Here is a 24,281-nt window from a genome sequence, read left to right on the forward strand (position 1 = left end):
GGGGTAGTCCTAGGACTACCCCGCAGGGCCGCTCGTCGTTATCCTATCGTTTCCGCAAAGTTTGTTCGCATCCCTCCACTTGCTTACCAATTCATGAATCTCTCAAATTCATACGTCTAAGGTCGCAATTCCCGCGTTTTCGCCCGCCCGCCTCCCCAAGAGGCCGGCCAAAAGCTCCCGATCTCCGATGACGAGCGCGTCGCCGAGTGGGACACGACTCTGGAGACTCTCATGTCCATTGCTCGAACGACGGACGATACCGACATGGACGAGCGGTGGAAGAATGGCTACAGCGGTTCTCAGCCGCATCGCACACAGAAGAATTGGTCGATGGCCTTGATGTTCGGGCGAAACCGTTCGCTTTGTGCGATATGCCTGCGTTAACTGTTGTAATGAAGCGAAATCGGTGCTGGCTCCTTGTAGGGTGGGCACTGCCCCCCAGCGTTCCGCAAGGCCCGGTAGATGTCACTAGCCATCAAATTGAGGGCAGAGCGAGTCGACGACTTTCCTGCCCTCGATCGTCACCGGGAAAGACGGGTGGGCGATGCTCACCCCACGGGATGACTTCGGCTCCGATCTCGCCCCATGAGCCGGGAGAATTTCGCGCGGAGATTCGACGAGTCCCACCCGGCACACCCGCAATTCGAGGGGATGTCTCGAGGTGCGGATCATCGTCCTCGACTCCGCCCTTCTCGGGTTGGTAGGCTCGACAGGGTGTTTTTTCTTTCCGGATCGGCGATCCTAACGCCCAACCCTGGTTCGATCGCCCCGAATCTCGTGATCGAGTTCCATAACATCATGATCGTATCTATTGTTTTTACAGGCTTGCTGGCGATCTCGGCCAACGCGGCCGATCTTGGCGAACTGCCCGACTTCACCAAGATCGGCGGAGAGTTGGATCGTCGTTCCGAAGCAAAACAGTTCGTCGATTTGGCAAAGCTGTTCGCTAGCAGTAATGAACGCCTTCACTCATCCCTTCTCAAGTTGTATGAGGCCTCCGCGTGGGCCGATGGCGGCCATGCCGAGGAAGCGGTCAGGGCCCTCGAGCAGGCGTTCGATTACGGGTTGAAGAACCCGAATGTCGTGACCAAGTATCCGAGCCTCGGGGGTCTGAAATCCCATCCCGCGTGGGCTGGGATCGAGGGAAGGATCAAGCGTCTGCGAGACCAAATGAGCGACGTCGAGCACTTCCAGGTCCACACGGAAGACGCCGTCGCGTTTTGGAAGGCCTACGAGCGGGCTCGCGACGACCGTCCTCGCGCGAGGGAGATCTTCGGCGACTGGATTCTGAGCGGGTCGCCCGCCCTGCGGGATTATTACGCGAACCGTTACATGAGCGTCGACAACCTGGTCCAGACGACGTTGGTCACCTATCCGAAGTATTACGAGGCTCTCTATGATCGATTCGAACCCGCTCGACTCGATTCGATCAAGGAGCAGACGATTGCCAATATGAAACGATTCCGGACCCATTATCCCCGGGCGATTTTCCCCCATGGATACTTGATGATCGGCGTCCTCAATTCGGCGGGGTCGGTCACGGAGCTGGGCGTTTTTATCGGCCTTGACATGTACAAATTAGATGATGGTATCTCGCTGGAGGAGTTGCCCGACGGGCTCAAGAGGATGATCGGCGACCCCGGTGGGATCCCCGGCACGTTGACGCACGAGTTGATGCACTTCCAGCAAAGCTATCGCGACCCGATCGGCGGCGTCCTGCTCCGCAAGGTCTTCGAAGAAGGGGCCTGCGACTTCTTGACGGAATTGTCCTCGGCCAAGCCAGGGCCGGAGGGGACGCGGCAGCGTTACTTCCGTGAGCACGAGGCCCATATCCTCGACGAGTTCCGGCACGAGATGAACGGGACCGACCTCTCGAAGTGGATGTATAACGGCAGCCGCGATGGACGCCCGGCGGATCTCGGCTACACGCTCGGATACGTCCTCTCCAAGTCCTACTACGAACGCGCGGCCGACAAGAAACACGCCGTCGACGAGCTCCTGAACACCAACCGCTTTATGCAACTCATCGAAGAGGGCCAATACAAGGCGGCATTGACCTCGAAGACGCCTGCCCAGTAGGGCCGCCGAGTAGCGAAGCACGTCCGAGCATTCAGCCGAAGCCGTATCACATGGCTCTCGCGGGTTGCGAGGACCCAGTAACCTTTCCTGACAAGCCCTGAGAAGCCTCGATCGGCAGAGTCAAAACGAAGGGCCCGCGGCTCATCGCCGCGGGCCCTTGGAAACTCCCCGACTAGGACTCGAACCTAGAACCTAGCGGTTAACAGCCGCTCGCTCTACCGATTGAGCTATCGGGGAATGGATTGATGGGACAAAAGGCCGACTGAGGATTGGATTGGCCCGACGAGTGGTTGAAGAAACTCACGAGTCGGACCGAAGGCAAAAGGCCCGCGGCTCATCGCCGCGGGCCCTTTACAAACTCCCCGACTAGGACTCGAACCTAGAACCTAGCGGTTAACAGCCGCTCGCTCTACCGATTGAGCTATCGGGGAATCGGCCCGTTGAGGATAGCGAATGAAGGCCACGAACTCAAGGGCAGATCTTCGAAACTTGGGGATGAATTACAGAAGGAGGGCATTCCCTTGCTTCGGACGTGGCCGGGAGACCAAACGCCGAAATAGAAGGGCGGCGAGGCGATCCGCCGGCCTCGTCGTCACTCTTTGGTCGCGGTCTTGGCGTCGTGCTGTTCGATCGCCTTCTCGAGGATCCCGACGATCAGGGCGTTGAGAGAGGCTTTGTCTTCTTTCGCCCAACTCGCCAGTTGTTCGTGGAGGACGGGTGGCATCCGGATCTGGAAGTGGACCACGGTCTCAGGCATGGGTAGAACTCCTCAGCTCAAAGGAGACATCGTCCGACGGTGGCGGTGGATACCAACGCCCCATGGTCGCATCGGACAAATCTCGCGATGGGGCATGCACTCTCATTGTACCCGAAAAACTCTCCAGAGCCCTCGGCATTTTCCCGATCGCGAGAGGGAAGCTTCCGATTTCGGTTGTCCGGCGGCGCGAGAATGCTTACAACACTCCGTCTGAAGGCGGAGACGCGAGGCCCGCCCCCCTTTTTCCCGTCGCTTTCCCGAATTTCTAACCGACCCCTCGTGGGGAGGCCCGGGACGGGAAACGGGGCCCGTCCGAGCCATCCTGAATCGTCCTTGCTGGGCTGAGTCATCCAGGTTGCATCCTCGAAACGTCAGGGCCGAGGTTGTCCAAATGTCGACGGAAGACAACGAACGACCGGAGACCTGGGAACCGGGCGAGCATGCCGACCCGCAGGCGGCTTCGGGCACGTCGGAGATCATCCGTCAGTTCGTCGAGCATTGGGGGATGATGGCGCGGTCGTGGGGAATTAACTCCACGATGGGCGAGCTTTTCGCCCTGCTCTATATCTCGGGGACCGACTGGACCGCCGACGACCTCAGGGAGCGGCTCCAGGTCTCTCGAGGCAATGTCAGCATGAATCTCAGGGAGTTGATGGCCTGGGGCGTCGTCCACAAGATTCACCGCCAAGGAGAACGCCGCGAATTCTATCGCGCCGAGACCGACGTCTGGACGCTCTTCCGTCGGATCCTCGCCGAACGCAAACGACGCGAGCTCGACCCGACCCTCGTCGTGCTCCAGAAAAGTGTTGCGAAAGTGCGACAGGAGCCCGGGTTGGACGACCTCGAGGCCCGGATCTCCGCACTCCAGAATTTCTTCGGGCTGATCAACTCGCTCGCCATCCGCATGCTCAAGCTGGAGACCGAAGACCTGGCGGACCTCCAGCTCCTGCTCGGAGACCCGGAGGAAGCTCCTCCCCCGCAATAGTCGAGGCGGGATGCCGCTCCCCGCGGCCGAGGGTTCAGTGAATCGGGAACTGCCGACCGGCAGGGACGGCCCCCGAGGAAGATCCTCCGGAGGTCGCGTGAACGTAACTGCTTCGGGGCGCATGATCCTGACACCGTCGGGCGACCTGAAGTGCTGAAGGCCCGAGTTCCGACAATATAGGGAGTAACGGTCTTGTCCATCGGCCCGGTCGCTTCCTGATTTCTTTTGGGGAGGATCATGGAAGATGGGATTCGATTGCTCTAAACTTAGGGATCGAAGTGTCGCGACGGAGCCATACCGGCCGAGGGACCGCGAGACTCGGACCACGAGCCCAAGACCCTGGAGTCGGGGTGCCTCGAGCGGGAGGGGAAGCGCGATACCGGCGTCGATCCGCCCGGCAGTCGCGGCCCCTCTTTTCTTTGACGACGGTCGAGACATCGGCTAGCTTTTCGAAAGCCGAATCCCCCCCTTCACTCCTGACCTCGGTCCGAAGACGAGCGGCCAATCAGTCCGGACCATTGACATCGTGTTGATGACCCTCCGGGCCTCGTCCGAAACACCCTCGCCAACCGGCATCCCGTGGCCCGCGTCGCGTTCCGGGCTAACCTCAAGCGGAGTTCTGTATGAGCACTGTGTCGGAGGATCAATACCGCCCCGGCCTTGAGGGGGTGGTCGCCAATGAGACGGCGATCGCCAACCTCGAGGGAAAGGAAGGGGACGGCGGGCTTGAGTATCGCGGGTATCGGATCGAGGATCTGGCCCAGTCGGTCTCGTATGAAGAGACGGCGTTCCTGCTCCTCCACGGCGACCTCCCCTCGGTCACGCAACTACGCGAGTTCGACGCCCGGCTCCGCTCGGCCCGCAGCTTGCCCGAAGCCCTGATCGACCTGTATCGCAAGATTCCCGACACGAACCATCCGATGGACGTCTTGCGGACGTCGGTCAGCGTCCTGGCCCACTTCGACCCCGACGTCAACGCCCCTCCGTCCGACCACGCCGCCAACGTGCGGAAGGCCGAGCGGATGATCGCGCAGATGGCCACCGCGGTCGCCTACCGCGAGCGGATCGTCAACGGGCTCCCGTTGGTCGAGCCCCGCGATGATCTCGATCACGCCGCCAACTTCCTGAACATGGTCAACGGCAAGGTCCCGTCCGAGACCATGCGGCGCGCGTTCGACCTCTCGCTCGTCCTCTACACCGAACACGAGCTCAACGCCTCGACCTTCTCGGCACGCGTCACCGTCTCGACGCTCTCCGACATCTATTCGGGGATCGTCGCGGCGATCGGGACGCTCAAGGGGCCGCTCCACGGCGGCGCCAATGAAGAAGCCTGGAAGGTCCTCGAGCAAGTCGGGTCACCCGACAACGCCGAGCGCTGGATCCAGGATGCCCTGGCCCGCAAGGAGCGGATCATGGGCTTCGGGCACCGCGTCTACAAGACCGGCGACCCTCGCTCCCGGATCCTCAAGGAGTTCTGTACCCGGCTGGCGGCCGAGGTGGGCGACGACCGCTGGGAACGGATCGCCGAGCCGATCGAACAGGCCGTGACGACGCAGAAGAACCTGCCCCCCAACGTCGACTGGCCGAGCGCGCGCCTGTATCACTACATGAACCTGGACATCGAGCTCTACACGCCAATCTTCGCGATGGCACGCGTGGCCGGGTGGTCGGCGCACATCATCGAGCAGCTCGACCACAACCGACTGATGCGCCCCAGGGCTCGCTACATCGGCCCGCCGAACCGCCACATCAAGCCCATCGCCGAGCGTTGAGACCCGCGCGTCGGCTTCGCACCGACCTCATGAAACGACCCGGCGTGCCCCAAGGCCCGCCGGGTCGTGCTATTTGACGTCCCGTTCGTCGTCCTCTGCTCCTGGCGAACGGACTTCCTGCCCGGCCCCTTGAGGCCAAGAAAACGGCAGAGCCTCGCGCGAACGTCGGTCCGTGCGAGGCTCTGATTCGTCTTCGGAACGTCGAAATACCAGGAGAACATCCGGGACGCGGATCAGGCGACCGGGTCTGCGTTCCGGGTCATTTCTCCTCTTCCTTCGGCATGTCCTCGGTCGCGGGAGTCGCTCCCTCTTCGGCAGGAGCCGCGGGGGTCTCGGCCTTCTTGGTCGCGTCTTGGCGGGCCCGCCCCAGGTTCTTGATCAGGGAGCGGTCGACGGCCTCGACACGGCCCCGGATCGGCGCACTGTAGTCGAACCCGAGGTAGGCCAGGAGGCGCTCGATCCGCATCGGACGGACGCCGTTGTCGCGGGCCTCACGGATCGCCACAGAGCGCTTCTTGAGGAAGTCGGCGTATTCGACCGTGCTCTGGTCCTCGGTGTCGCGTTCATAGTTCCGCAGCGGCTGGCGATCGTCGGTGATGTACCAGGCGTCGCGGCCGGTGAGCTTGCCTTGCTCCTTGCCGATGAAGGGAGGCGGCAGGTCGTAGTCGACGATGCCACCGGCGGCCGTGATCATGCGGATCAGGTCCGCACGATCGTCTTTCCCGTCGCGGTTGACATCCATCTTACCGATCAGCGCGAACCGCATCGGCTCGTTCGGCGACCAGGCCGGCGAGTAGACGATGTCCCCGAGGCGGATCGGTTCGACCGGATTCATGGTCTTGGTAATCTTGCCCAGGCTGTAATTGTCGCCGACGAACGTCAGTTCGATCGTCCCCTTCGGCCGCTCGGTCGGGATGCCGGGTGAGCCGGTGTCGAAGATCGTCAGCTTCATCTGGGGGCGTGCCCCCATGCTGTGGGTAAGGTTGGTGCGGACCTCACCTCGGTTGTAGTCCACGAAGGTAATCCGACCGTCCGGACGGTCGAGGATCGTCTCCACTTGCGCCTTGGCGTCCTGGTGTTCGCGGACGATGTTGAGCAGGTCGGACTGCTTCTTGGTCGAGTCTTCCCGCAACTGGCGGAGCTGAGTGTTGAGGGTGGCGATCTCGGTCGCCTTGTTGTTGATTTCGGTCTGGTAGAGGTCGATCTTGGCCAGCAGGTCGGCACGGGCCTGGTCGTGCTTGGTGTGCTCGCTCGCCACATCGGCCTGGGCCTGGCTCTTGGCCTTCGCCTCGACGTCGAGCTGCTGCTTGTTCACGATGTTGACCGACTCAAGGCTACGCCTTTGGTCGACGTATGCCAGGGCGACGGACGTGGTGAGCCTCGCCTGGTTCTTGAGCATGTCGGTGACGCGGGCCAGCGACGAGATGAAGTTCTTGTTCGGCTCGCCCTGATACGACGCCAGGAGGCTCTGGGCCGTGTTCTTCACCTCTTCCAGGGCCGGGCTGTTACCCCCCGCCGCCTGGACCTTGCCGACCATCTCGACCACCATCGGGCCGATCTCGCCGATTTCCTTGTTGATCTTGTCGTTGGCGGCCTTGATCTCGCCCTTGACGGCTTCGTATTCCTCGGCACGCGAGCCGATGTTGCCCTTCAGCTCCTCGTATTGCTTGAGGATGAGGCCTTCCGCGGTTTTCGACTTTCTCAAATTATCTTCGGAGGCGGAGAGCTTCTCCGTAGCGTCCGAGTAGTTCGAGAAGAGGAAGTACGATGTGACGGCCAAGATAACCGTCAGCGACACGAATGCCGCCACGGCGATCTTGAGCCCTTGTGACTCGTTAGCAGCAGCCATAGGTCAGCACTCCCTCCGAGGGACCTCGAGCGCACTTCGCCGTCGATCCACCGGTTTGCAGAAACTATGTCACATGAGACGGCCGATGTCGGGAGAAGACGAGAAAAACCTTCGAAGTCCTGACACTTGGACGAAAAATCGCGCCGAAAGTTCCCTTTTGCGGACCTGCCATACGACGACGCCTGTCAGGGGGAGAGAGGATCCCTGAATGGATGTCGAGTTCGCCAAACCCTTGACACTATCCCAGAGGCAACATACCCTGTGAAGGTCGCTCGAGCCTGCCTCGACGCCCCTCAATCCGGCACATATCCCTTCTTCCTTTTTCCATGACCGACCACGATCCCCATCAGTCGAATTTTCTCGACCCGGCTCCGCCTCCTCGGTCCAAGTCGAAGTCGAAGCCTACGATTTATATTCTTGACTCGTTTTCTCTAATTTACCAGGTCTTTCACGCCATCCCATTAATGACGGGACCGAGCGGGCAGCCGACCCAGGCGGTCTTCGGGATTTATCGCGACCTGCTCAACCTCATACGCGACCGTAAGCCGGACTATCTCGCCGCCGCATTCGACGGCGGGCGGCCCGTGTTCCGCTCCGAGATCCTGCCGGAATACAAGGCCCAGCGGGCCGCGATGCCGGATGATCTCGTCCCGCAGATCGATGTCATCCGCCGCGTCTTCGAGGGGTTTCGAGTCCCTGTGCTTCTCTCGGAGGGGAACGAGGCCGACGACGTCATCGCCACGGTGGCCCGCCGGGCCACCGAGCGCGGGCTCGACGTCGTGATCTGCACGGCGGACAAAGATGCCCGGCAGTTGCTCGACGATCAGACGCGTATCCTCAACCTCCGGACTCAGAAGTTTCTCGACGTCGAAGGGTTGAAGGCCGAATGGGGCGTGACCCCGGCCCAGATCGTCGACCTCCTCGCCCTGACCGGCGACACGTCCGACAACATCCCCGGCGTCCCTGGCATCGGGCTGAAGACCGGAGCCAAGCTGCTCGAGGAGTTCGGCGACCTCGAAAACCTCTTGAAGAACGTCGACAAGGTCTCCGGCGCGAAGCGCAAGGAGAATCTCCGCGAGTTCGCCGAGACCGCGAGACGGGCCCAGACCCTCGTCGTCCTCCGCGACGACCTCGAGCTCGACCTCGACTGGGACGCCCTTCGGCTCGCCAAGCCGGACGTACAGGCGCTCAAGGCCCTCTGCGTCGAGTCCGGGTTTCATCGATTCCTCGCCGAATTGCCCGAGGACGAAGCCAAGCCACCGAGGGACTGGGTCGCCGATTACCGACTCGTGAACACGCCCGAGCGCCTGGCCGACTTCATCCACGCGCTCGGCCAGCAGCCCCGGTTCTGCCTCGATACGGAGACCACAGCGGTCGACCCTTTGCGTGCCGATCTGGTCGGCCTCTCGTTCTGCTGGGAACCTGGGGTTGCCTATTACCTCCCGGTCCTCGGCCCCGCGACGGACCAGACGCTCGACGCCTCGAAGACGCTCGAGGCCCTCCGGCCGATCCTGACCGATACCTCGACCGAGAAGATCGGCCAGAACCTCAAGTACGACATGCTCGTGCTCCAGAGAGCCGGGATCGAGATCGGCGGCCCGATCACGGACACGATGGTCCTGAGCTACCTGCTCGAGAGTGGCGAGCGTAACCACAACCTCGACCAACTCTCGCACCGGCTCCTCGACCACGCCATGGTCCCGATCACCGACCTGATCGGCAAAGGGAAGACCCAGATCACGATGGACCGGGTCGAGGTCTCCAAGGTCGCGTACTATGCCGGCGAGGACGCCGACGCGACCTGGCGGATCGAGTCGATCCTCGCGCCCAAGGTCCGGGAAGACGGGCTCTGGGATCTCTACGCCGATCTCGAGAGGCCGCTCGTCTCGGTCCTGGCGCGGATGGAGACGGCGGGGATCAAGGTCGACGTCCCGATGCTCGAGAGGCTCTCGGCCGATTTCGCGGGTCGGCTCGAGACCATCGAAGCCGAAATCTTCAAGCTCGCGGGCCATCCGTTCAACATCGGCTCCGGTCCTCAACTCCGCCAGGTGCTGTTCGAGGAGTTGAAGCTCCCGTCGCTCCAGAAGACGCCGGGGGGAGAGCCGAGCACCGCCCAGGAGGTGCTGGAGGAGCTCGCGGCAAAACACCCCCTGCCCCGACTGCTCATCCAGCATCGCCAGTTGACCAAGCTCAAGAGCACGTATCTCGACGCCTTGCCCGCACTCGTGCACCCCGGCGACGGCCGGGTCCACGCCTCGTTCAACCAGGTGGTCGCGGCCACCGGCCGGCTCAGCTCGAGCGACCCAAACCTGCAGAATATCCCGGTACGCACCGAGGACGGCCGGCAGATCCGGCAAGCCTTCGTCCCAGGCTTCGAGGGGTGGTCGCTGCTGACGGCCGATTACTCGCAGATCGAGCTCCGGATCCTCGCCCACTTCTCCGGCGACCCGGCGTTGACTCGGGCGTTCGCCGAGGACCACGACATCCACAGCGTGGTCGCCTCGCGAATCTTCCAGGTCTCCGAGTCGTCGGTCGACGACGCGATGCGGCGCGTCGCCAAGACGGTCAACTTCGGCGTGATCTACGGCCTGAGCCCATTCGGGCTCGCGAGCCGGCTGGGGATCTCGCAGTCGGACGCCTCGGCGTTCATCGACGCCTACTTCCAGGAATACGCGGGCGTCGATGCGTTCATCACGCGGACGCTCGAAGAGGCGCTCGCAACGGGCCGGGTCGAGACCATCCTCGGCCGTCGCCGCCCGATCAACGGCATCAAAAATACGACGGGACGCAACCGCAACCTCGCCGAACGCACGGCCGTGAACACCGTAATCCAGGGTTCGGCGGCCGACCTGATCAAGCGCGCGATGCTCGACGTCGACCGCCGGATCCGCGAGGAGGGACTGCAGGCGCGGATGCTCCTCCAGATCCACGACGAGCTTGTTTTCGAGGCACCTCGGCAGGAAATCGACTCGCTCGCAATCCTGGTCCGCGAGGCCATGACCCGGGCCCTGGACCTCAAGGTCCCGCTCCGCGTCGACCTCGCGGCCGGCCCGAACTGGCTCGACGTCGAGGCCATCGCCGAAGGTCCCGTCGCATGACGAATGGCACCCTCGGCGCGACGCCCGAATCGAGGCCGGGCGAGCGTCGAACGAGCGATTTCCTGGCGGCTCTTTGCGTGAGGATTCGATTCGAACTGTTGGTGGGAAAAATGAACCACGTCCGATGAAACCCGTTGCAGAAATACGGAGGATGGCGTATAAACGATTGAGTCGTCTATCAGAGATCCGCTCTCGCATTGTGTCTGCCCCTTCACGGTTCCGATTCCTTCCCTCTACGGCCTGTGCGAGCCGTGGAACGCCTCGGGCGAGAAGGATCGGCGACGTAATACCCTCGGGAACCCACCGCCTGGCCCCGATCCGACCCGTACCCCAAACGTTTCGTTAATCCACCCGTCCTGGACAGGATCCCGGTTCACTCGGGATGGTCTCTGCGCCATCACGCGAAGTCCCGAGCGACCGTGGGGTGTCACTTGTCGCCGCTCAGAATGGGCGCCGTCGCCCTCGGCGGTGGGTAAGTGCTTGGATCCGTGTCCGGAATGATCGCCGTCGCGGCTCGACTCAAGGTTAGTCGAGGATGTTCATGAACTCGCGGTCTCGTCGGACAACTCGCTCGCGCCCTGGCCCGTCTCGCCCTTCCGGCCCCTGGAAGCATGGCGCAATCCCCGTGATCGGGGTGATCGGCGAGATCGGCGCCGGCAAGAGTGCGGCCTCGGCGTCGTTGGCGGCCCGCGGAGCGTTCGTGATCGACGCCGACGCGGTCGGGCATGCCCTTATCAATCAGCGACCGGTCCGTGACGAGGTGATCGCCCGCTTCGGCACCGGGATCCTTTCGCCCGAAACCGCTTCGGGAGAGCCCCCGGAGATCGATCGCCGGGCGCTCGGCGCGATCGTCTTCGCCTCGCCTTCGGCGCTCGCGGACCTCGAAACGATCGTACATCCGAAGATGCGTCGGACGTTCGAGCGTGCCATCGCGCGGACGGTCCGGCGCGGCCAGGCCCTCGCGATCGTCCTCGACGCGGCGATCCTGCTCGAAGCGGGTTGGGAAAACCTCTGCGACCGGGTCGTCTACATCGACACCCCCCGGGACCAACGGCTGGCCCGCCTGCTAGCCCAGCGCGGTTGGACCGAAGAGACGCTCCTCGCCCGCGAGCGGTCGCAGTGGCCCGCCGAGAAAAAACGGAGCAAGGCCGACGTCGTCATCGCCAATGACGCCGATGCCGGCGCCTTGGAACACAGCCTAGGACGATTCTGGGAGTCCCTCCCCGGCCTGGCGCGACGACCCTCCGAGCCCCCCCGAGGGGGCCCCGCAGGGGCCCGCGGCCTCTCTCCCCGGACACCCCGCGAGACTTGACGCGACCCACCCATCGCCGACCGGAGGAAATGAACGGATCCCTCGCCCCGCTTCGCCCCAAATTCTGCCTTGCGACTCTTTCGATGAGTATGTTCCGCCCGACCCGTTGACTTGCGCCCGTGATGCCCGAGCGCTTCACCTGCCTCTCATGACCCCTTCATCCGCGCGGCCGGACGATTCGATGTCCTCCCGCGCGGTCGGTCCCGAACCGAGGCTCGAACCGTAGCCCGGCGGCTGACCGCGACTTCGAAAACGCTAGATTTCGAACGAGGAGAATCGAACGCCATGGCCAACGAGACTCGCCCCCGCCGGGAGTCCTCCAGCACTTCCCGCATCCGCAAGGCCGCCTCGTCTACGGGAGGCCCGGCCCCCGCCTCGACCGCCGCCGACCACTCGAACGGAACCGGCCCCACCCCTCCCGTCTCGAACACGTCCACGCCCGAACCGGTCGATCCGCCGGTCGTCACCAACGATTACCGCGAACGAATCGAGCGCGAGCCGTATCCCCAGGAGCGCCCCGCCGACCGCGAGCCGATCCGATACGTCCGTGAGCGTGAGCGTGAAGTGGGACTTCCCGTCCGCGAGCGACTCCGGGATCGTAGCGACCGCAGCGACCGCGAAGTAGCCGGCGGCCCCGTGAGGGCGGAACGAGACGGCGTTGCGGCGTCCCGCGAGCGAGTCCGCGACCACGACCTGGCGGTCTCGAGCCGAGAGCGCGGCGAACGTGAACCGACCATCCCCTCGCGAGACCGCGATCGAGACCGCGACAGGGATCGGGATCGGGACCGCGATCGGGAATTCACCCCGGCCCCTCGCATCGAGCGTGAGCCCATCTCGGCCGCTCCGCCGGCGAGCGCCCCCGCAAGCCCCCTGGGCACCAACCTCCCCGACGAGGAGGAGGATGTCTTTGGCGACGCCGCGATCCACGACCGTTATGAAGACATCAAGCGCGGTGAGATCCACCTCACCGAGCTCCAGAAGATGACGATGCCGCAGCTTATCCGGACCGCCAAGTCCGAGGGCGTCGTCGAATACACCGGCTTGAAGAAGCAGGACCTGATCTTCAAGATCCTGAAGGAACGGGTCAAGCAGAACGGCCTGATGTTCGGCGAGGGGACACTCGAAGTCCTCCCCGATGGCTTCGGCTTCCTCCGCAGCCCGGACTACAACTACCTCCCCTGCCCCGACGACATCTACGTCTCGCCGAGCCAGATCCGCCGGTTCGGGCTCAAGACCGGGGCGATCGTCGCCGGGCAGATCCGCCCCCCCAAGGAGAACGAGCGTTACTTCGCCCTCCTCCGGGTCGAGGCAATCAACTACGAGGATCCCGACCGTTTGAGCGAGAAGGTCGGCTTCGACGACCTCACCCCGCTCCACCCGCTCGGCCGGATCCAGCTCGAGACGGGCCCGGATGAGATCAACATGCGGGTCGTCGACATGGTGACCCCCATCGGCAAGGGCCAACGTGGGCTGATCGTCGCGCCACCGAGGACGGGTAAAACCATCCTCCTCCAGAAGATCGCCAACAGCGTCCTGACGAACCACCCCGACGCCTACGTGATGGTCCTCCTGATCGACGAGCGTCCGGAAGAAGTCACCGACATGGAGCGGTCCGTGAAGGGGCCGACCGCCGAGGTCATCAGCTCGACCTTCGACGAGCCGGCTTCGCGGCACATCCAGGTCGCGGAGATGGTGATCGAGAAGGCCAAGCGGATGGTCGAGTACGGCCGGGATGTCGTGATCCTGCTCGACTCGATCACGAGGCTCGCCCGCGCCTACAACACCGAGGCCCCGCACTCGGGCAAGATCCTCACCGGCGGTATCGACGCCTCGGCCCTCCAGAAGCCCAAGCGGTTCTTCGGGGCCGCCCGCAAGATTGAAGAGGCGGGCAGCCTCACGATCCTCGCCACCGCCCTGGTCGACACCGGGAGCCGGATGGACGACGTGATCTTCGAGGAATTCAAAGGCACCGGCAACATGGAGCTGCACCTCGACCGTCGCCTGGTCGATAAGCGGGTCTGGCCGGCCATCGACGTCAATCGCTCGGGGACCCGGCGCGAGGAGCTGCTGATGGACCCCGAGGAACTCCGTCGCGTCTGGATCCTCCGCCGCGTCCTCAACGACATGAACCCGGTCGAAGCCATGGAGCTCCTCACGGGCCGGATGCGGAAGGCGAAGACCAACGCCGAGTTCCTGATGAGCATGAACCTGTCCTGATCCGCTTCGGGCGGATCTCTCGGACAACCCCGGACGGCCCAGGACCGAACACGGTCCGGGCCGTCCGGACGTGTCGTCTCCCGGTTTCGAGGCTTCGCCCCCGTCACGAACGAGGACGACGCCCGACTCAAGACCTCGAATCTCACGACGCCAAGACCACCTTATGACGACCTTTGAAGGGGACTTCTCCCCGCCCTCCGGCCGATTCGCGATCGTGGTCGCTCGGTTTAATTCCACGGTGACCGAGGCCTTGCTGGCGGGATGCCGCGACGGCTTCATTCGCCTCGGAATCGCCGAGGACCGGCTCGACGTGGCGTGGGTGCCCGGCTCGTTCGAAATCCCGCTCGTCTCCCGCACCCTGGCCGAGAGCGGCCGGTACGTGGCCGTGGTCTGCCTCGGCTGCGTGATCCGAGGCGAGACGGGCCACTACGACCACGTCGCGGGGCAGGCTGCCGCCGGGGTCATGCAGACGGGGATCGCCACGGGGGTCCCCGTGATCTTCGGCGTGCTGACCACGGAAACGGTCGAACAGGCCCTCAACCGCTCGGGCCTGAAGGCGGGAAACAAAGGGGCCGAGTCCGCGATGGCGGCCATCGAGATGGTCAACTTGCTAGGACGAATCAAGGCCGTGGAAGGGAACCCCAAGAGCTGACGGAACCCGGCACCCGGCAAGACTGAGGGAGCGAAATCGATGTCGACACAACTGCTGCCCCAGGCGTTCTGGTTCCGCCTCGCCGTGCCTTGCACTCGCGTCGACGGGATCCCGAAGGCGGGCACCAAGGGAAGGCTCCTCGACCTCCCCGCTTCGTGCTCGATGCCGGACTTCACTCCGCTCGACGACCGGAGTTCCTGGGCGGACGTCCGCGTCGCCTGGAATGTCGAGGGCCTGGCCGTCCAGGTCGAGGCAAAGGGGACGTCGAGCAAGGCAGGCATCGGCGACCGCCTGGAGGGGATGGATGGGCTCCGAGTTTGGGTCGACACCCGAGACACGAGGAACGTCAGCCGAGCCACGAAGTTCTGCCACCGGTTCGACGCGAAGTTGACCGCGGCGAGTCCTCGATCGAGCCTGAGCGTCGAAGTCGCCCGGCGCACGATCTCTCGGGCCGTCGCCGAGCCCCCCGTCCCCCGCGCCAATACCATCAGCTCCCAGGCCGAGCGCACTCGCGACGGCTGGCGCATCGAAATCTTCTTCTCGGCCGAGGCGCTCCACGGCTTCGACCCCGAGACCAATCGACGACTCGGGTTCGCCTACCAGGTGTCCGATCCCGACCTCACGGACCAGTTCCTCGGGGTCGGGCGGGAGTTCCCCGTGGGCGAGAACCCGAGTCTCTGGGCGACCCTCGAGCTGCGTGACTAGGGCCGAAATCGGCCCGCATCCCTTGTCGAGATCACTGGACCTTCCCCAATGTCAGACGCCTCAACGAACAAGCCGAATCCCGACGACGCCATCAATGCCGCGCTTGACGCGGTAACTTCGGGAGGGCCGATACGTCCCTCGGGCGAGGTCCCCCTGAAGCGACAGTGGGACGAGCAGCTCGAGGCCGAGCTCGAGGCCGCACTCGCCGGATTCGACTCCTCGAAGTTCGACGTCCCCTCGTCACGTACCCGCGAGAATGGACGAGGCCACGCTCCCAAGGGGGGGCGGGGCCAGGAGACGCGACAAGGGCCACAGCAAGGCAAGGTCGTCGCGGTCCGGGGCAAGAGCGTCTTCTTCGACCTCGGGGCCAAGAGCGAGGGGATCGTCCCCCTCGACCAATTCGGGGAGAACATCCCGAAGCCCGGCGACATGGTCGAAGTCGTCGTCGACCACTTCGACACCGATGAGGGCCTGCTCATCCTGTCGCTCAAGGGCGCGGCGGTCGAGGCCAACTGGGAAAACCTCCGGAAAGGCCTGATCGTCGAGGCTCGCGTCACCAAGACGAACAAGGGCGGGGTCGACGTCGACGTCGACGGGATCCGCGGGTTCCTCCCCATCGGCCAGATCGACATCAACCGGGTCGAGGATGCGTCGGTCTACGTCAACCAGCGCCTCCGCGTCGTGGTCACCGAGGCGAACCAGCGGGAACGCAACCTCGTCGTCTCCCGGCGCGACCTGCTCGAACGTGAACGCGAAGAACAGAAGGAGAAGACCTGGGCCGTTCTCGAGGAGGGCCAGGTCCGCGAGGGGCTCGTCCGATCGATCAAGGACTTCGGGGCCTTCGTCGACCTCGGCGGGGTCGACGGCCTGATCCACGTCGGCGAGATGAGCTGGTCGCGAGTCACGAACGCCGGAGACGTCCTCAAGGTCGGCCAGAGCGTCCAGGTCAAGATCCTCAAGATCGACCGCCAGACGAGCAAGGTCAGCCTCGGCCTCAAACAACTCACCCCGAGCCCTTGGGACCGCGTCGACGAGAACTACACGCGAGGAATGGTCGTCCCCGGCAAAGTGACTCGCTTGATGGACTTCGGAGCCTTCGTCGAGCTCGAGCCCGGGATCGAAGGGCTCGTGCACGTCTCGGAGCTCTCTCCGAACCGGGTCCGACGGGTCGCCGACATCGTCAAGCCCGAGCAAGAGGTTGAGGTCCGGATCCTGAAGGTCGAATCCGACGCCAAGAAGATCTCCCTCTCCCTCCGCCCGCTCCCGACCGTCGCACCGGTCGAGGCCGTGGTGGAGGAGGAAGAGGACGAGACCCCGCAGCCCCCCAAGCCCGAGCGGAAGACCCCGCTCAAAGGCGGCCTCGGCGGAGGCGGCAGCAACCTCTTCGGGCCTTCGAGCCCGGAGTGAGTTTCCGCCGATCCGATTCTCTCATCACGAAAAGACACAGGGCCGGGCTGTTTTCAGCCCGGCCCTGCCTCGTGAAGGAGACCGAATACGCTTGCGTAAGTCCACATGAAGATTCGTGTCGGGTGGGCACTGCCCACCCGGCAAAACGCCGCGTCGCGAAGTGCGATTGAACAAGCTTGCGTAGGCTTATGCGAAAAGGCTCGTCGTCTCGGGGTGGCCGTACATCAGGTTGAAGTTCTGGACCGCAACCCCCGCCGCCCCCTTGATGAGGTTGTCGAGGCAGGCCAGGACGACGACCTTACCGCGCACCACCCGGACGGTGATGTCGCAGAAGTTGGTGAACGCCGAATCCTTGGTGGTCGGCAGGTGTCCGACGACCCGGACGAACGGGCTCTGCGCATAGTACGAGCGATAGAGTTCGATCAGGTCGTGCTCGGTGACCGTCCCCTTCGGGGTCGCGTAGATCGTGGCGAAGATCCCCCGGTCCATCGGGACCAGGTGCGGCGTGAAGATCACCTCGACGCCATCCCCTTGCGAACGACCGACGTCGCTGAGGACCTGGTCGATCTCGGGGGTGTGTCGGTGCCGCCCCACGCTGTAGGCCGAGAAGTTCTCGTTGCACTCGGGGAAATGGGTTTCTTGCTTCGGGACTCGCCCCGCGCCCGAGACCCCGCTCTTGGCGTCGATGACGATCCCCTTGCGTTCGATCAGATTCTCGGAGATCAGTGGCGAGAGCGCCAAGATGCTCGTCGAAGTGTAACAGCCGGGGTTGGCAATGAGGGACGCACCCGGGATCTTCTCCCGATAGATCTCCGGTAGCCCGTAGACGGCCTCGTGCAACCCCGAAGGGTCGGTGTGGGTGTGGCCGTACCAATCGGCATACACCTGCGGGTCCACGAGTCGATAGTCGGCGCTCAGGTCGATGACCTTGACCCCGCGTTCTCGAAGACCAGGGACGACCGCGAAGCTCGCCGTATGGGGTAGGCCGAGGAAGGCCACCTGGGCCCTTTCGGCCACGCGGTCCGCGTCGAACGGTTCGCACTTGAGGTCGATCCTCCCTCCCAAGCTGGGATGGACCGAATCCAGGCGAGGGGCTTCCCCTTGCCGGGAGGTCGCGAGGGTGATCTTCGCCCCCGGATGATTCAAGAGAATTCGGATCAACTCACGCGCGGCATACCCCGTCGCGCCGACGATCGCTACGCCCGTCATTGCATCAATTCCTGAGTCGACTTCGATCCACGTCCGAGCCAGAAGAACGACAGGAGCCACACGGACCACGCGCCCGCGGAGATCCAAGCCCCAAGTCGGGCATCATCAGCCCGATACTCCAGCCTCAAGGTCCTCGCCTCAGGGCCGGGGACCACAATTCCCTGCCAACCATGATCGCCCCGCCCTTTGAACACCGGGAGGAGGTCCGCGGGAGCCTCGCCCTTGTCCCCGATCCATGCGCCTCGCCACTGAGGATCGGCGAGTTGCGAGACGATCACGACACCCTTCCCCGTCACCTTAAGCTCGACCTCAAGACGCTCAGGGTTCACCCTTCGAGCGGGCAATGGGCTAGCCGCCATGAGCAGGTCGGGTACGGAGGGTCGAAGCCCTGGTAACGCTTTCAGGATGTCCCCTGCCCGACCGTCGGTCAAGGGAACGAACCATGCGAGGACTCCTGGAGAGGGAAGCTTCCAGATCGTGAATGCCGACGCCAAGGGGCCCTGCTGCTCAACCCAATCGGCGCCGTGCAGCCAGCCCGCGAGCGCGGGGTCCTGGATTATCTCCCTTGCATCCCATCCCGGCAGCCTCGAGTTGTTGGCCGACAACTTGGGCGACTCAAGCGGGTCAAGGATCCGGACCGAGGCTCCCGACGCACGAATCGCGGCGACGATCTCGGGCTCCGCCTCGGGTCGGCCCAAGGGGGCCTCGGCCTTGCGGGTCACGCTCGGTAGCGAAGGGAGGTCGAGCGTCCGGTACGATGACACCGGTGCCGCCCCGGCGACCATCGGGAGATTCCGCGAGACGTCGAGGACACGCTCGCCTCGGAATTGCTCCGACAGCTTCGCGAGGACGGGACTTTGCTGAGTCAACGACCGAATCGGCCCGAGGTCGGTCGCCCGATGGCGGCCGGCCGCCCACAAATCGACGCCCGTGATGACGAGCAAACCCACGTCGAGGACACTGCGTCGCCTTGCGAACGGGGCGAGGATGAGGAGGGTGATCACTATCGAGAACGTCACCACCAACTCCTGGCGGTAGATGGCCAAACGCTCGGTGGCGAATCGTCGGCCCGGCATTCGGACGACGCGTTCGCCCTGACGCGCCAGGGCCGTCTGGACTCGCAAGTCGTTGTTCTGAGGTTGGCGGGCCATGCTCATCACGTCACGAAACGAGGGGTCGCGGCCCGGTCCCGACGGGTTCTTCTCATCGACATGGGGCCAGGGCAAGAGGTTCGTTGCCTGGGTATAGAGACCGGCCAGGGCCGGCCAGCCCGGACGCTCGGTGCTTAACAGCGCCCCCTCGATGAGCATCAGGACGAGCCCAATCCATACGGCCACGAGGATCGCGAATCGCGCCAGAGCCTTCGAAGGTGAAGCCCATGTCAGTCTGGCGTCGAACCCCTTCCCCGCGAGAAGGCAGAGGGCCAGCTCGGTCGCCAGCGAAAGCCGGCCGGGTGCCCGGAAGAAGGAGAACCCGGGGATTCGGCTCCACGTCTCAAACCCTGGAGCATAGGGGCCGAGGCTCAGGAACAGGGTTCCTAGGGCGACGACAAGGAGGGCTCGAACCGCCGGATCCTGCCGCAAGCGGCGTAGTGCCATCCCCGCGAGGAACAGAGGGACCAGGCCGATGTAGCCGAGGTATTCCTCGGGCGACGTGTGGAACGGATCCCAGACGAGCGGCCGCCACAGCGGCGACCGTTGGAACAGGCCAGGCGCCACGTAACTGATCAGATGAAGCGGCGTCGCGGCGAATCCGGAGAGATACCCCAGGTCGCGCTGCCCCTCCGCGAGTCGGGCGAGTCGGAACGTCGGCCAGAGTTGGGCCGCGGCCAGCGGAAGCATGGCCACGATCGCCAGGGCCATCAGGATCCCCCGGCGAGGTATCGTCCGAAGTCCGATGCCCCCGCTCAGGAACAAGAAGATCAGCCCCACCTGGGTGTAGAACGCCAGTTGGAAATGCCCGGGGAGGACCTGCAAGGTCAGGACGAGTGCGAGGAGTAAGGGTGTCCGGGCCGTCCCTCGGCCGCTCGCGATCAGCCAACCCAGGCCCCAGGCCCAGGGCATCCAACTCCCGACCGTATATCCCCATTGATGAGGAAGGTGAATTAAGTAGAATCCCGAACTCGCCCAGGCGAACCCCGACAAGGCCGAGCCGGTCGGAGAAACGCCGAACCGGCGAGCCGCCCAGTACGCTCCCACCCCCCCCCAGAGCGTATGAAGCAACAGGCTGGCGACGTAGGCGACTTCGAGGGAGAGAAGTCCGTAGAGCAGCCAGTGGGGTGGATAGTAGACCCCCATCTGACTCTCGCCCAACCCCGGGAAGCCGTACCCCCAGAGGGCATTCCAAAGGGGGAGCCGACCGGCATGAAGTGCCCGGCCGAGTTCCGCCATCAGGCCCAACGAGAACTGCGTCACGTCGCCGCCGACCGGCATCTTCCCGCCGAGTCCGATCGGCCAGAGCCAGGCCAGGATCCCCAGCACCATCGCGACCGGTGCCAATGCCTGGGCTCTTACTCCCCGCCTCTCTTCGATCAACCGACACCCCCCTGCCGCCCATCGGTCTCTCGCCGACGTCGCCGGACAAGAGTGCTCGTGTTGGTCATTTTCTCCTCGAGCTTGAGGAAAAAACTACAAAGGCCGTTAGCGATTTTACACTTCGCGTGAATTGTTAACGAACCTGCCGACGCCCGTTCTCGCATTAACCCGATGGCAAATCGGCACTTAACCTCTCTCGAAAGACGACTTCTTCGCTTTTATTTCGAAGCGGCACGCGAACTGCGTCTTCAGGGTATTTTGTTGGCAGTTCAGTGAGTCTTCAAGGCCGCATCACTTCTTCAAAGAGGAGAGAGCCATGTTGGTCCTGAGCAGGAAGCTCGGTCAACGATTTCAAGTGGGACAAGACGTCCGAGTGACCATCGTGAAGATCGACCGGAATTCGGTCCGGATCGGCATCGAGGCTCCCTCCGACGTGACGGTCTACCGCGAAGAGATTGTCCCCCAGGAAGAAGAGCGGCCCGTCAATGCGGGTGCCGTCTGAAGGCCGAGCCGTTCGCATGATGCGTTGAGCGTATCATCGACAGTCTCTCCTCTTTATAAATCGCTTCCCCCCTTCTTTTCGGCGTCTCGTCCGAGTCCCCGATGGCTCGGGACCTCCCGCCCCGGAATGGTTGGAGCGGCCTCCCCAATTCGGTATGTTGGAACTCGTGGCAGGGACCACGATTCTCGACGATGCCTGAGGGTTGCCGTTGATGCGGGTTGTGGTGGCGCCTGACAAATTCAAGGGAAGCCTGACGGCCCCCGACGCGGCCCGAGCGATCGCTCGAGGGGTACGCCTTGCCGCGCCCGGCGCGGTGATCGACGAAATACCAATGGCCGACGGCGGTGAAGGGACCGTCGAGGCCCTGATCGTGGCGACCCGCGGGAACTTCCATGAGGTTGAGGTCTCGGGGCCCATGGGCCAACCCGTCCGTGCGCGTTTCGGCATGCTCGGCGACGGGAAGACGGCCGTAATCGAGATGGCGTCGGCTTCAGGCCTGGTCCTCGTCCCTCGGATGGAGCGCGACCCGGCACGAGCGTCGACGCGAGGGACCGGCGAGTTGCTCCTGGCCGCCCTCGAAGCCGGTGCGCGCCGACTCATCGTCGGAATCGGCGGCAGTGCGACGAACGACGGAGGCGCCGGACTCGGTCAGGCGCTCGGGTATCGGCTCGTCGATGCTAACGGACGCGAAATCGGTCCGGGCGGCGGAGCCCTCGGACAACTCGATCGGATCGAGACGAACGAGCACGATCGTCGGCTTGATGACGTCGAGATCGACGTCGCCTGCGATGTCGTTAATCCGCTCTGCGGCCCCGACGGGGCCTCCGCGATCTACGGCCCTCAGAAAGGGGCGGGGCCCGAGCTGATTCAGCAACTCGACCGCAACCTCGACCGCTTCGCCCGGATCGTCGAACGCGACCTGGGACGGTCCATTCGCGATCTCCCGGGCTCCGGCGCCGCGGGAGGACTCGGGGGCGGCTTGGTCGCCTTCGCGGGCGGTACGCTCCGACGTGGTGTCGAACTCGTCATCGACGCCGTGGGTTTGGTCGAGCGACTCCGAGGGGCCGACCTGTGCCTCACCGGGGAAGGTGCGCTCGATGCCTCGAGCGCCTTCGGCAAGACCGCCGTCGGGATCGCTCAGGTTGCCAAGTCGCTGGGATGTCCGACCCTCGCGCTCGCGGGGACGATTGGGGAAGGCGCCGAGGAGGTCCTCTCGCGAGGGATCGTCGCGTCGTTTAGCATCTGCCCGGGCCCCTGCTCTCTGGACGAGGCGATGGCCCAGTCGGCCGTATTCCTCGAGCGGGCCGCCGAGCACGCAACTCGGGCCTTCCTGGCCGGTCGCCAATCCAACCGCTGAGACACCGATGGGCTCGACGCAACCGACCGGCGAGTTTGGCCTGATCGCCTGGATTCGCGAACGCTCGACGACTCGAGGGCGTGCGGCGTTGGGGATCGGTGATGACTGCGCGGTGCTCCGGGCGAAGGCGGACGCCGACTGGCTGATCACGACCGACATGCTGATGGACGGTCGCCATTTTCGGCTCGAGCACGACTCGCCCGAGGCCGTCGGATACAAGGCACTCGGGGTCAACATCTCCGACATCGCCGCGATGGCGGGCGTCCCGTTCGCGGCCGTCGTCGCCGTCGCCCTGCCCCGCCAAGGTGCGACGGAACTCGGGAAGCGGATCCACGACGGGATGCGGCCGCTGGCCGATCGCTTCGGGATCGACCTCGTCGGCGGCGACACCAACGCCTGGGATGGTCCGCTCGTCATCAGCGTGACGCTTGTCGGTGAGGCGACGGGACGGGGCCCCGTCCGTCGGAGCGGAGCCAAGGTCGGGGATGTGATCTTCGTCACGGGCCCGCTCGGCGGCAGCCTTTCGGGAAGACATCTCACTCCCGAACCTCGGGTCGCGGAAGCCCTGGCACTCCACCAGGCCGTCCCGATCCACGCCCTGCTCGACATCTCGGACGGGCTCTCTTCAGACCTCGGGCATATCCTCGAAGAAAGCGGCGTCGGAGCGATCCTCGACGCCGAAGCCATCCCCGTCCATGCCGACGCCCTGGCCGCCAGCCACGCCGACGGCCGGACGCCGCTCGACCATGCGCTCAATGACGGCGAGGACTTCGAGCTCTGTCTCGCCGTCGACCCTCGCGACGCCGATCGGCTCCTTGCCTCTCCCCCCGCCCCGTCCGTCCTCCACCGGGTCGGATCGATCGTCGCCGAGCCCGGTCTGAGGATCCGTCAGGTCGATGGGACGGTCGTCCCGCTCGAGGCCCGAGGCTTCAACCACCTAACCTGATCCGGCCGACCTTGGGGTCTCTCCATGCACGTGGTCCCGAATGCCCAGGGATTGATGATCGAGGTCGAGTCGGAGGCCGAGACCGAACGGGTCGGCCAGGCCCTCGCGGCTTGCGTCGCGCCCAACACTGTTATCGGCCTCATCGGCCCTCTCGGGGCCGGGAAGACTCGCCTGGTCCGGGCCCTCGCGGAAGCGCTCGGGGTCGACTCGAGGGCGATCGCCAGCCCCACATTCGTGCTCATCCACGAATACGAAGGGCGGTTCCCCATCTACCACTTCGACACCTACCGCCTCTCCGATCCGGACGACTTCGAAGCGCTTGGTGTCTCGGATTACTGGCAGGCGGGCGGACTTTGCCTCGTCGAGTGGGCCGACCTGGTCCTCGAGCAGTTACCTCTCGACACGTGGTTCCTCCGAATCGAGCCGACGGACGAGAGTCGCAGGCGGTTGACCCTGACAATCCCGGATCGGCCGGAAATCTTCAGGCTGCTGGCCGATTCGCTCGTCAGCCCCAAAAGAGCGCCAAGCGATGGAATCTCGGCATGATCCTTCGTAGTCATGGAGCGAGGATTGGGAGTGGATTGACCCGGCCCGACGCTTAGATAGCCTGCCTGTGCGGCCGTGGAACTCGGGCAAGTGCAAGTTCCTACGCCGGCCGGCGCCGACTCCGGTCTGTCGCCGGACGGTCAGCCAACGTCGATGTGATCGACGGCGTGATGGAGGGCGAGCGAGAGGCGCTCGACTTGGTCCGCACCCGGTGGCTTCCCTTCAACGAGGCCGCGGAGATCCTGGGCATCGCCAACGGCACCTTCGGTCCAGGCTGTTGTCCGAGACGTCCCGCGACCTCGACCCGGCCGTCACGCCGACCATCAAGACCTAAGCCGCCCCTTCCAGATTCGA

The 24,281-nt window shown here is 64.3% G+C and carries 17 protein-coding genes and 2 tRNA genes; 13 read left to right on the forward strand and 6 right to left on the reverse strand.

Features of this window, described 5'->3' with window-relative positions; genetic code table 11:
* The first annotated feature begins 798 nt into the window (after positions 1-798).
* A complete protein-coding gene (locus ACYOEI_RS09185) occupies positions 799-2,079 on the forward strand; it encodes a DUF2268 domain-containing putative Zn-dependent protease (RefSeq protein ID WP_462849125.1) in 1,281 nt (426 codons plus the stop codon).
* Positions 2,080-2,243: 164 nt separating this feature from the next.
* On the opposite strand, the gene ACYOEI_RS09190 is transcribed toward ACYOEI_RS09185, so the two are convergent.
* The 3 genes from ACYOEI_RS09190 to ACYOEI_RS09200 all read right to left on the reverse strand — a co-directional run bounded on the left by ACYOEI_RS09190 (position 2,244) and on the right by ACYOEI_RS09200 (position 2,836).
* Positions 2,244-2,316 (reverse strand) — tRNA-Asn (locus ACYOEI_RS09190).
* Between the two features lie 121 nt (positions 2,317-2,437).
* Positions 2,438-2,510, reverse strand: a tRNA-Asn gene (locus ACYOEI_RS09195).
* Between the two features lie 161 nt (positions 2,511-2,671).
* A complete protein-coding gene (locus ACYOEI_RS09200) occupies positions 2,672-2,836 on the reverse strand; it encodes a type II toxin-antitoxin system antitoxin (protein WP_462849126.1) in 165 nt (54 codons plus the stop codon).
* A gap of 391 nt (positions 2,837-3,227) precedes the next feature.
* On the opposite strand from ACYOEI_RS09200, the gene ACYOEI_RS09205 reads away from it, so the two are divergent.
* Together ACYOEI_RS09205 and ACYOEI_RS09210 are read left to right on the forward strand one after the other, a co-directional pair.
* The gene (locus ACYOEI_RS09205) at positions 3,228-3,821 is read left to right on the forward strand and encodes a GbsR/MarR family transcriptional regulator (RefSeq protein WP_462849127.1); all 594 of its coding nucleotides are present in this window, start codon (positions 3,228-3,230) and stop codon (positions 3,819-3,821) included.
* Positions 3,822-4,444: 623 nt separating this feature from the next.
* Complete coding sequence (locus ACYOEI_RS09210; protein WP_462849128.1) at positions 4,445-5,593, forward strand: citrate/2-methylcitrate synthase; 1,149 nt, start codon at positions 4,445-4,447, stop codon at positions 5,591-5,593.
* A 259-nt stretch (positions 5,594-5,852) separates the two neighbouring features.
* On the opposite strand, the gene ACYOEI_RS09215 is transcribed toward ACYOEI_RS09210, so the two are convergent.
* Positions 5,853-7,442, reverse strand: coding sequence for a coiled-coil domain-containing protein (locus tag ACYOEI_RS09215; protein ID WP_462849129.1), 1,590 nt, complete (start codon positions 7,440-7,442; stop codon positions 5,853-5,855).
* A gap of 413 nt (positions 7,443-7,855) precedes the next feature.
* Between ACYOEI_RS09215 and polA the strand changes: the two genes are divergently transcribed.
* From polA to ACYOEI_RS09245, 6 genes are all read left to right on the forward strand, one after another.
* The gene (gene polA / locus ACYOEI_RS09220) at positions 7,856-10,540 is read left to right on the forward strand and encodes a DNA polymerase I (protein WP_462849554.1); all 2,685 of its coding nucleotides are present in this window, start codon (positions 7,856-7,858) and stop codon (positions 10,538-10,540) included.
* A 541-nt stretch (positions 10,541-11,081) separates the two neighbouring features.
* The gene (coaE, locus tag ACYOEI_RS09225; protein WP_462849131.1) at positions 11,082-11,852 is read left to right on the forward strand and encodes a dephospho-CoA kinase; all 771 of its coding nucleotides are present in this window, start codon (positions 11,082-11,084) and stop codon (positions 11,850-11,852) included.
* A gap of 285 nt (positions 11,853-12,137) precedes the next feature.
* Positions 12,138-14,069, forward strand: coding sequence for a transcription termination factor Rho (gene rho / locus ACYOEI_RS09230; protein WP_462849132.1), 1,932 nt, complete (start codon positions 12,138-12,140; stop codon positions 14,067-14,069).
* Positions 14,070-14,232: 163 nt separating this feature from the next.
* Positions 14,233-14,721, forward strand: coding sequence for a 6,7-dimethyl-8-ribityllumazine synthase (gene ribH, locus ACYOEI_RS09235; protein WP_462849133.1), 489 nt, complete (start codon positions 14,233-14,235; stop codon positions 14,719-14,721).
* A gap of 39 nt (positions 14,722-14,760) precedes the next feature.
* Positions 14,761-15,426, forward strand: a complete 666-nt coding sequence (locus ACYOEI_RS09240) for a DOMON domain-containing protein (protein WP_462849134.1) — start codon at positions 14,761-14,763, stop codon at positions 15,424-15,426.
* A 48-nt stretch (positions 15,427-15,474) separates the two neighbouring features.
* Complete coding sequence (locus ACYOEI_RS09245) at positions 15,475-16,833, forward strand: 30S ribosomal protein S1 (protein WP_462849135.1); 1,359 nt, start codon at positions 15,475-15,477, stop codon at positions 16,831-16,833.
* Between the two features lie 186 nt (positions 16,834-17,019).
* Here ACYOEI_RS09245 and argC read toward each other — a convergent pair whose 3' ends face one another.
* A complete protein-coding gene (gene argC / locus ACYOEI_RS09250; RefSeq protein WP_462849136.1) occupies positions 17,020-18,042 on the reverse strand; it encodes an N-acetyl-gamma-glutamyl-phosphate reductase in 1,023 nt (340 codons plus the stop codon).
* Positions 18,039-20,540 carry a hypothetical protein gene (locus tag ACYOEI_RS09255; protein ID WP_462849137.1) on the reverse strand — a complete coding sequence of 834 codons (2,502 nt, stop codon included), beginning with the start codon at positions 20,538-20,540 and terminating at the stop codon, positions 18,039-18,041. Before ACYOEI_RS09255 ends, argC begins: the two co-directional genes overlap by 4 nt.
* Positions 20,541-20,892: 352 nt before the next feature.
* Here ACYOEI_RS09255 and ACYOEI_RS09260 point away from each other — a divergent pair, with 352 nt between their 5' ends.
* The 4 genes from ACYOEI_RS09260 (at position 20,893) to tsaE (ending at position 23,927) form a co-directional block, all read left to right on the forward strand.
* Entirely contained in the window at positions 20,893-21,078 is a 186-nt protein-coding gene (locus tag ACYOEI_RS09260; protein WP_462849138.1) for a carbon storage regulator, read from the forward strand.
* Between the two features lie 211 nt (positions 21,079-21,289).
* Positions 21,290-22,435, forward strand: coding sequence for a glycerate kinase (locus ACYOEI_RS09265; RefSeq protein WP_462849139.1), 1,146 nt, complete (start codon positions 21,290-21,292; stop codon positions 22,433-22,435).
* Between the two features lie 7 nt (positions 22,436-22,442).
* Positions 22,443-23,381 (forward strand): thiamine-phosphate kinase, encoded by a 939-nt coding sequence (locus ACYOEI_RS09270; RefSeq protein ID WP_462849140.1) that lies wholly within the window; start codon positions 22,443-22,445, stop codon positions 23,379-23,381.
* Between the two features lie 24 nt (positions 23,382-23,405).
* Complete coding sequence (gene tsaE / locus ACYOEI_RS09275) at positions 23,406-23,927, forward strand: tRNA (adenosine(37)-N6)-threonylcarbamoyltransferase complex ATPase subunit type 1 TsaE (protein ID WP_462849142.1); 522 nt, start codon at positions 23,406-23,408, stop codon at positions 23,925-23,927.
* Positions 23,928-24,281: the final 354 nt, after the last annotated feature.

Source organism: Singulisphaera rosea, assembly GCF_054877945.1.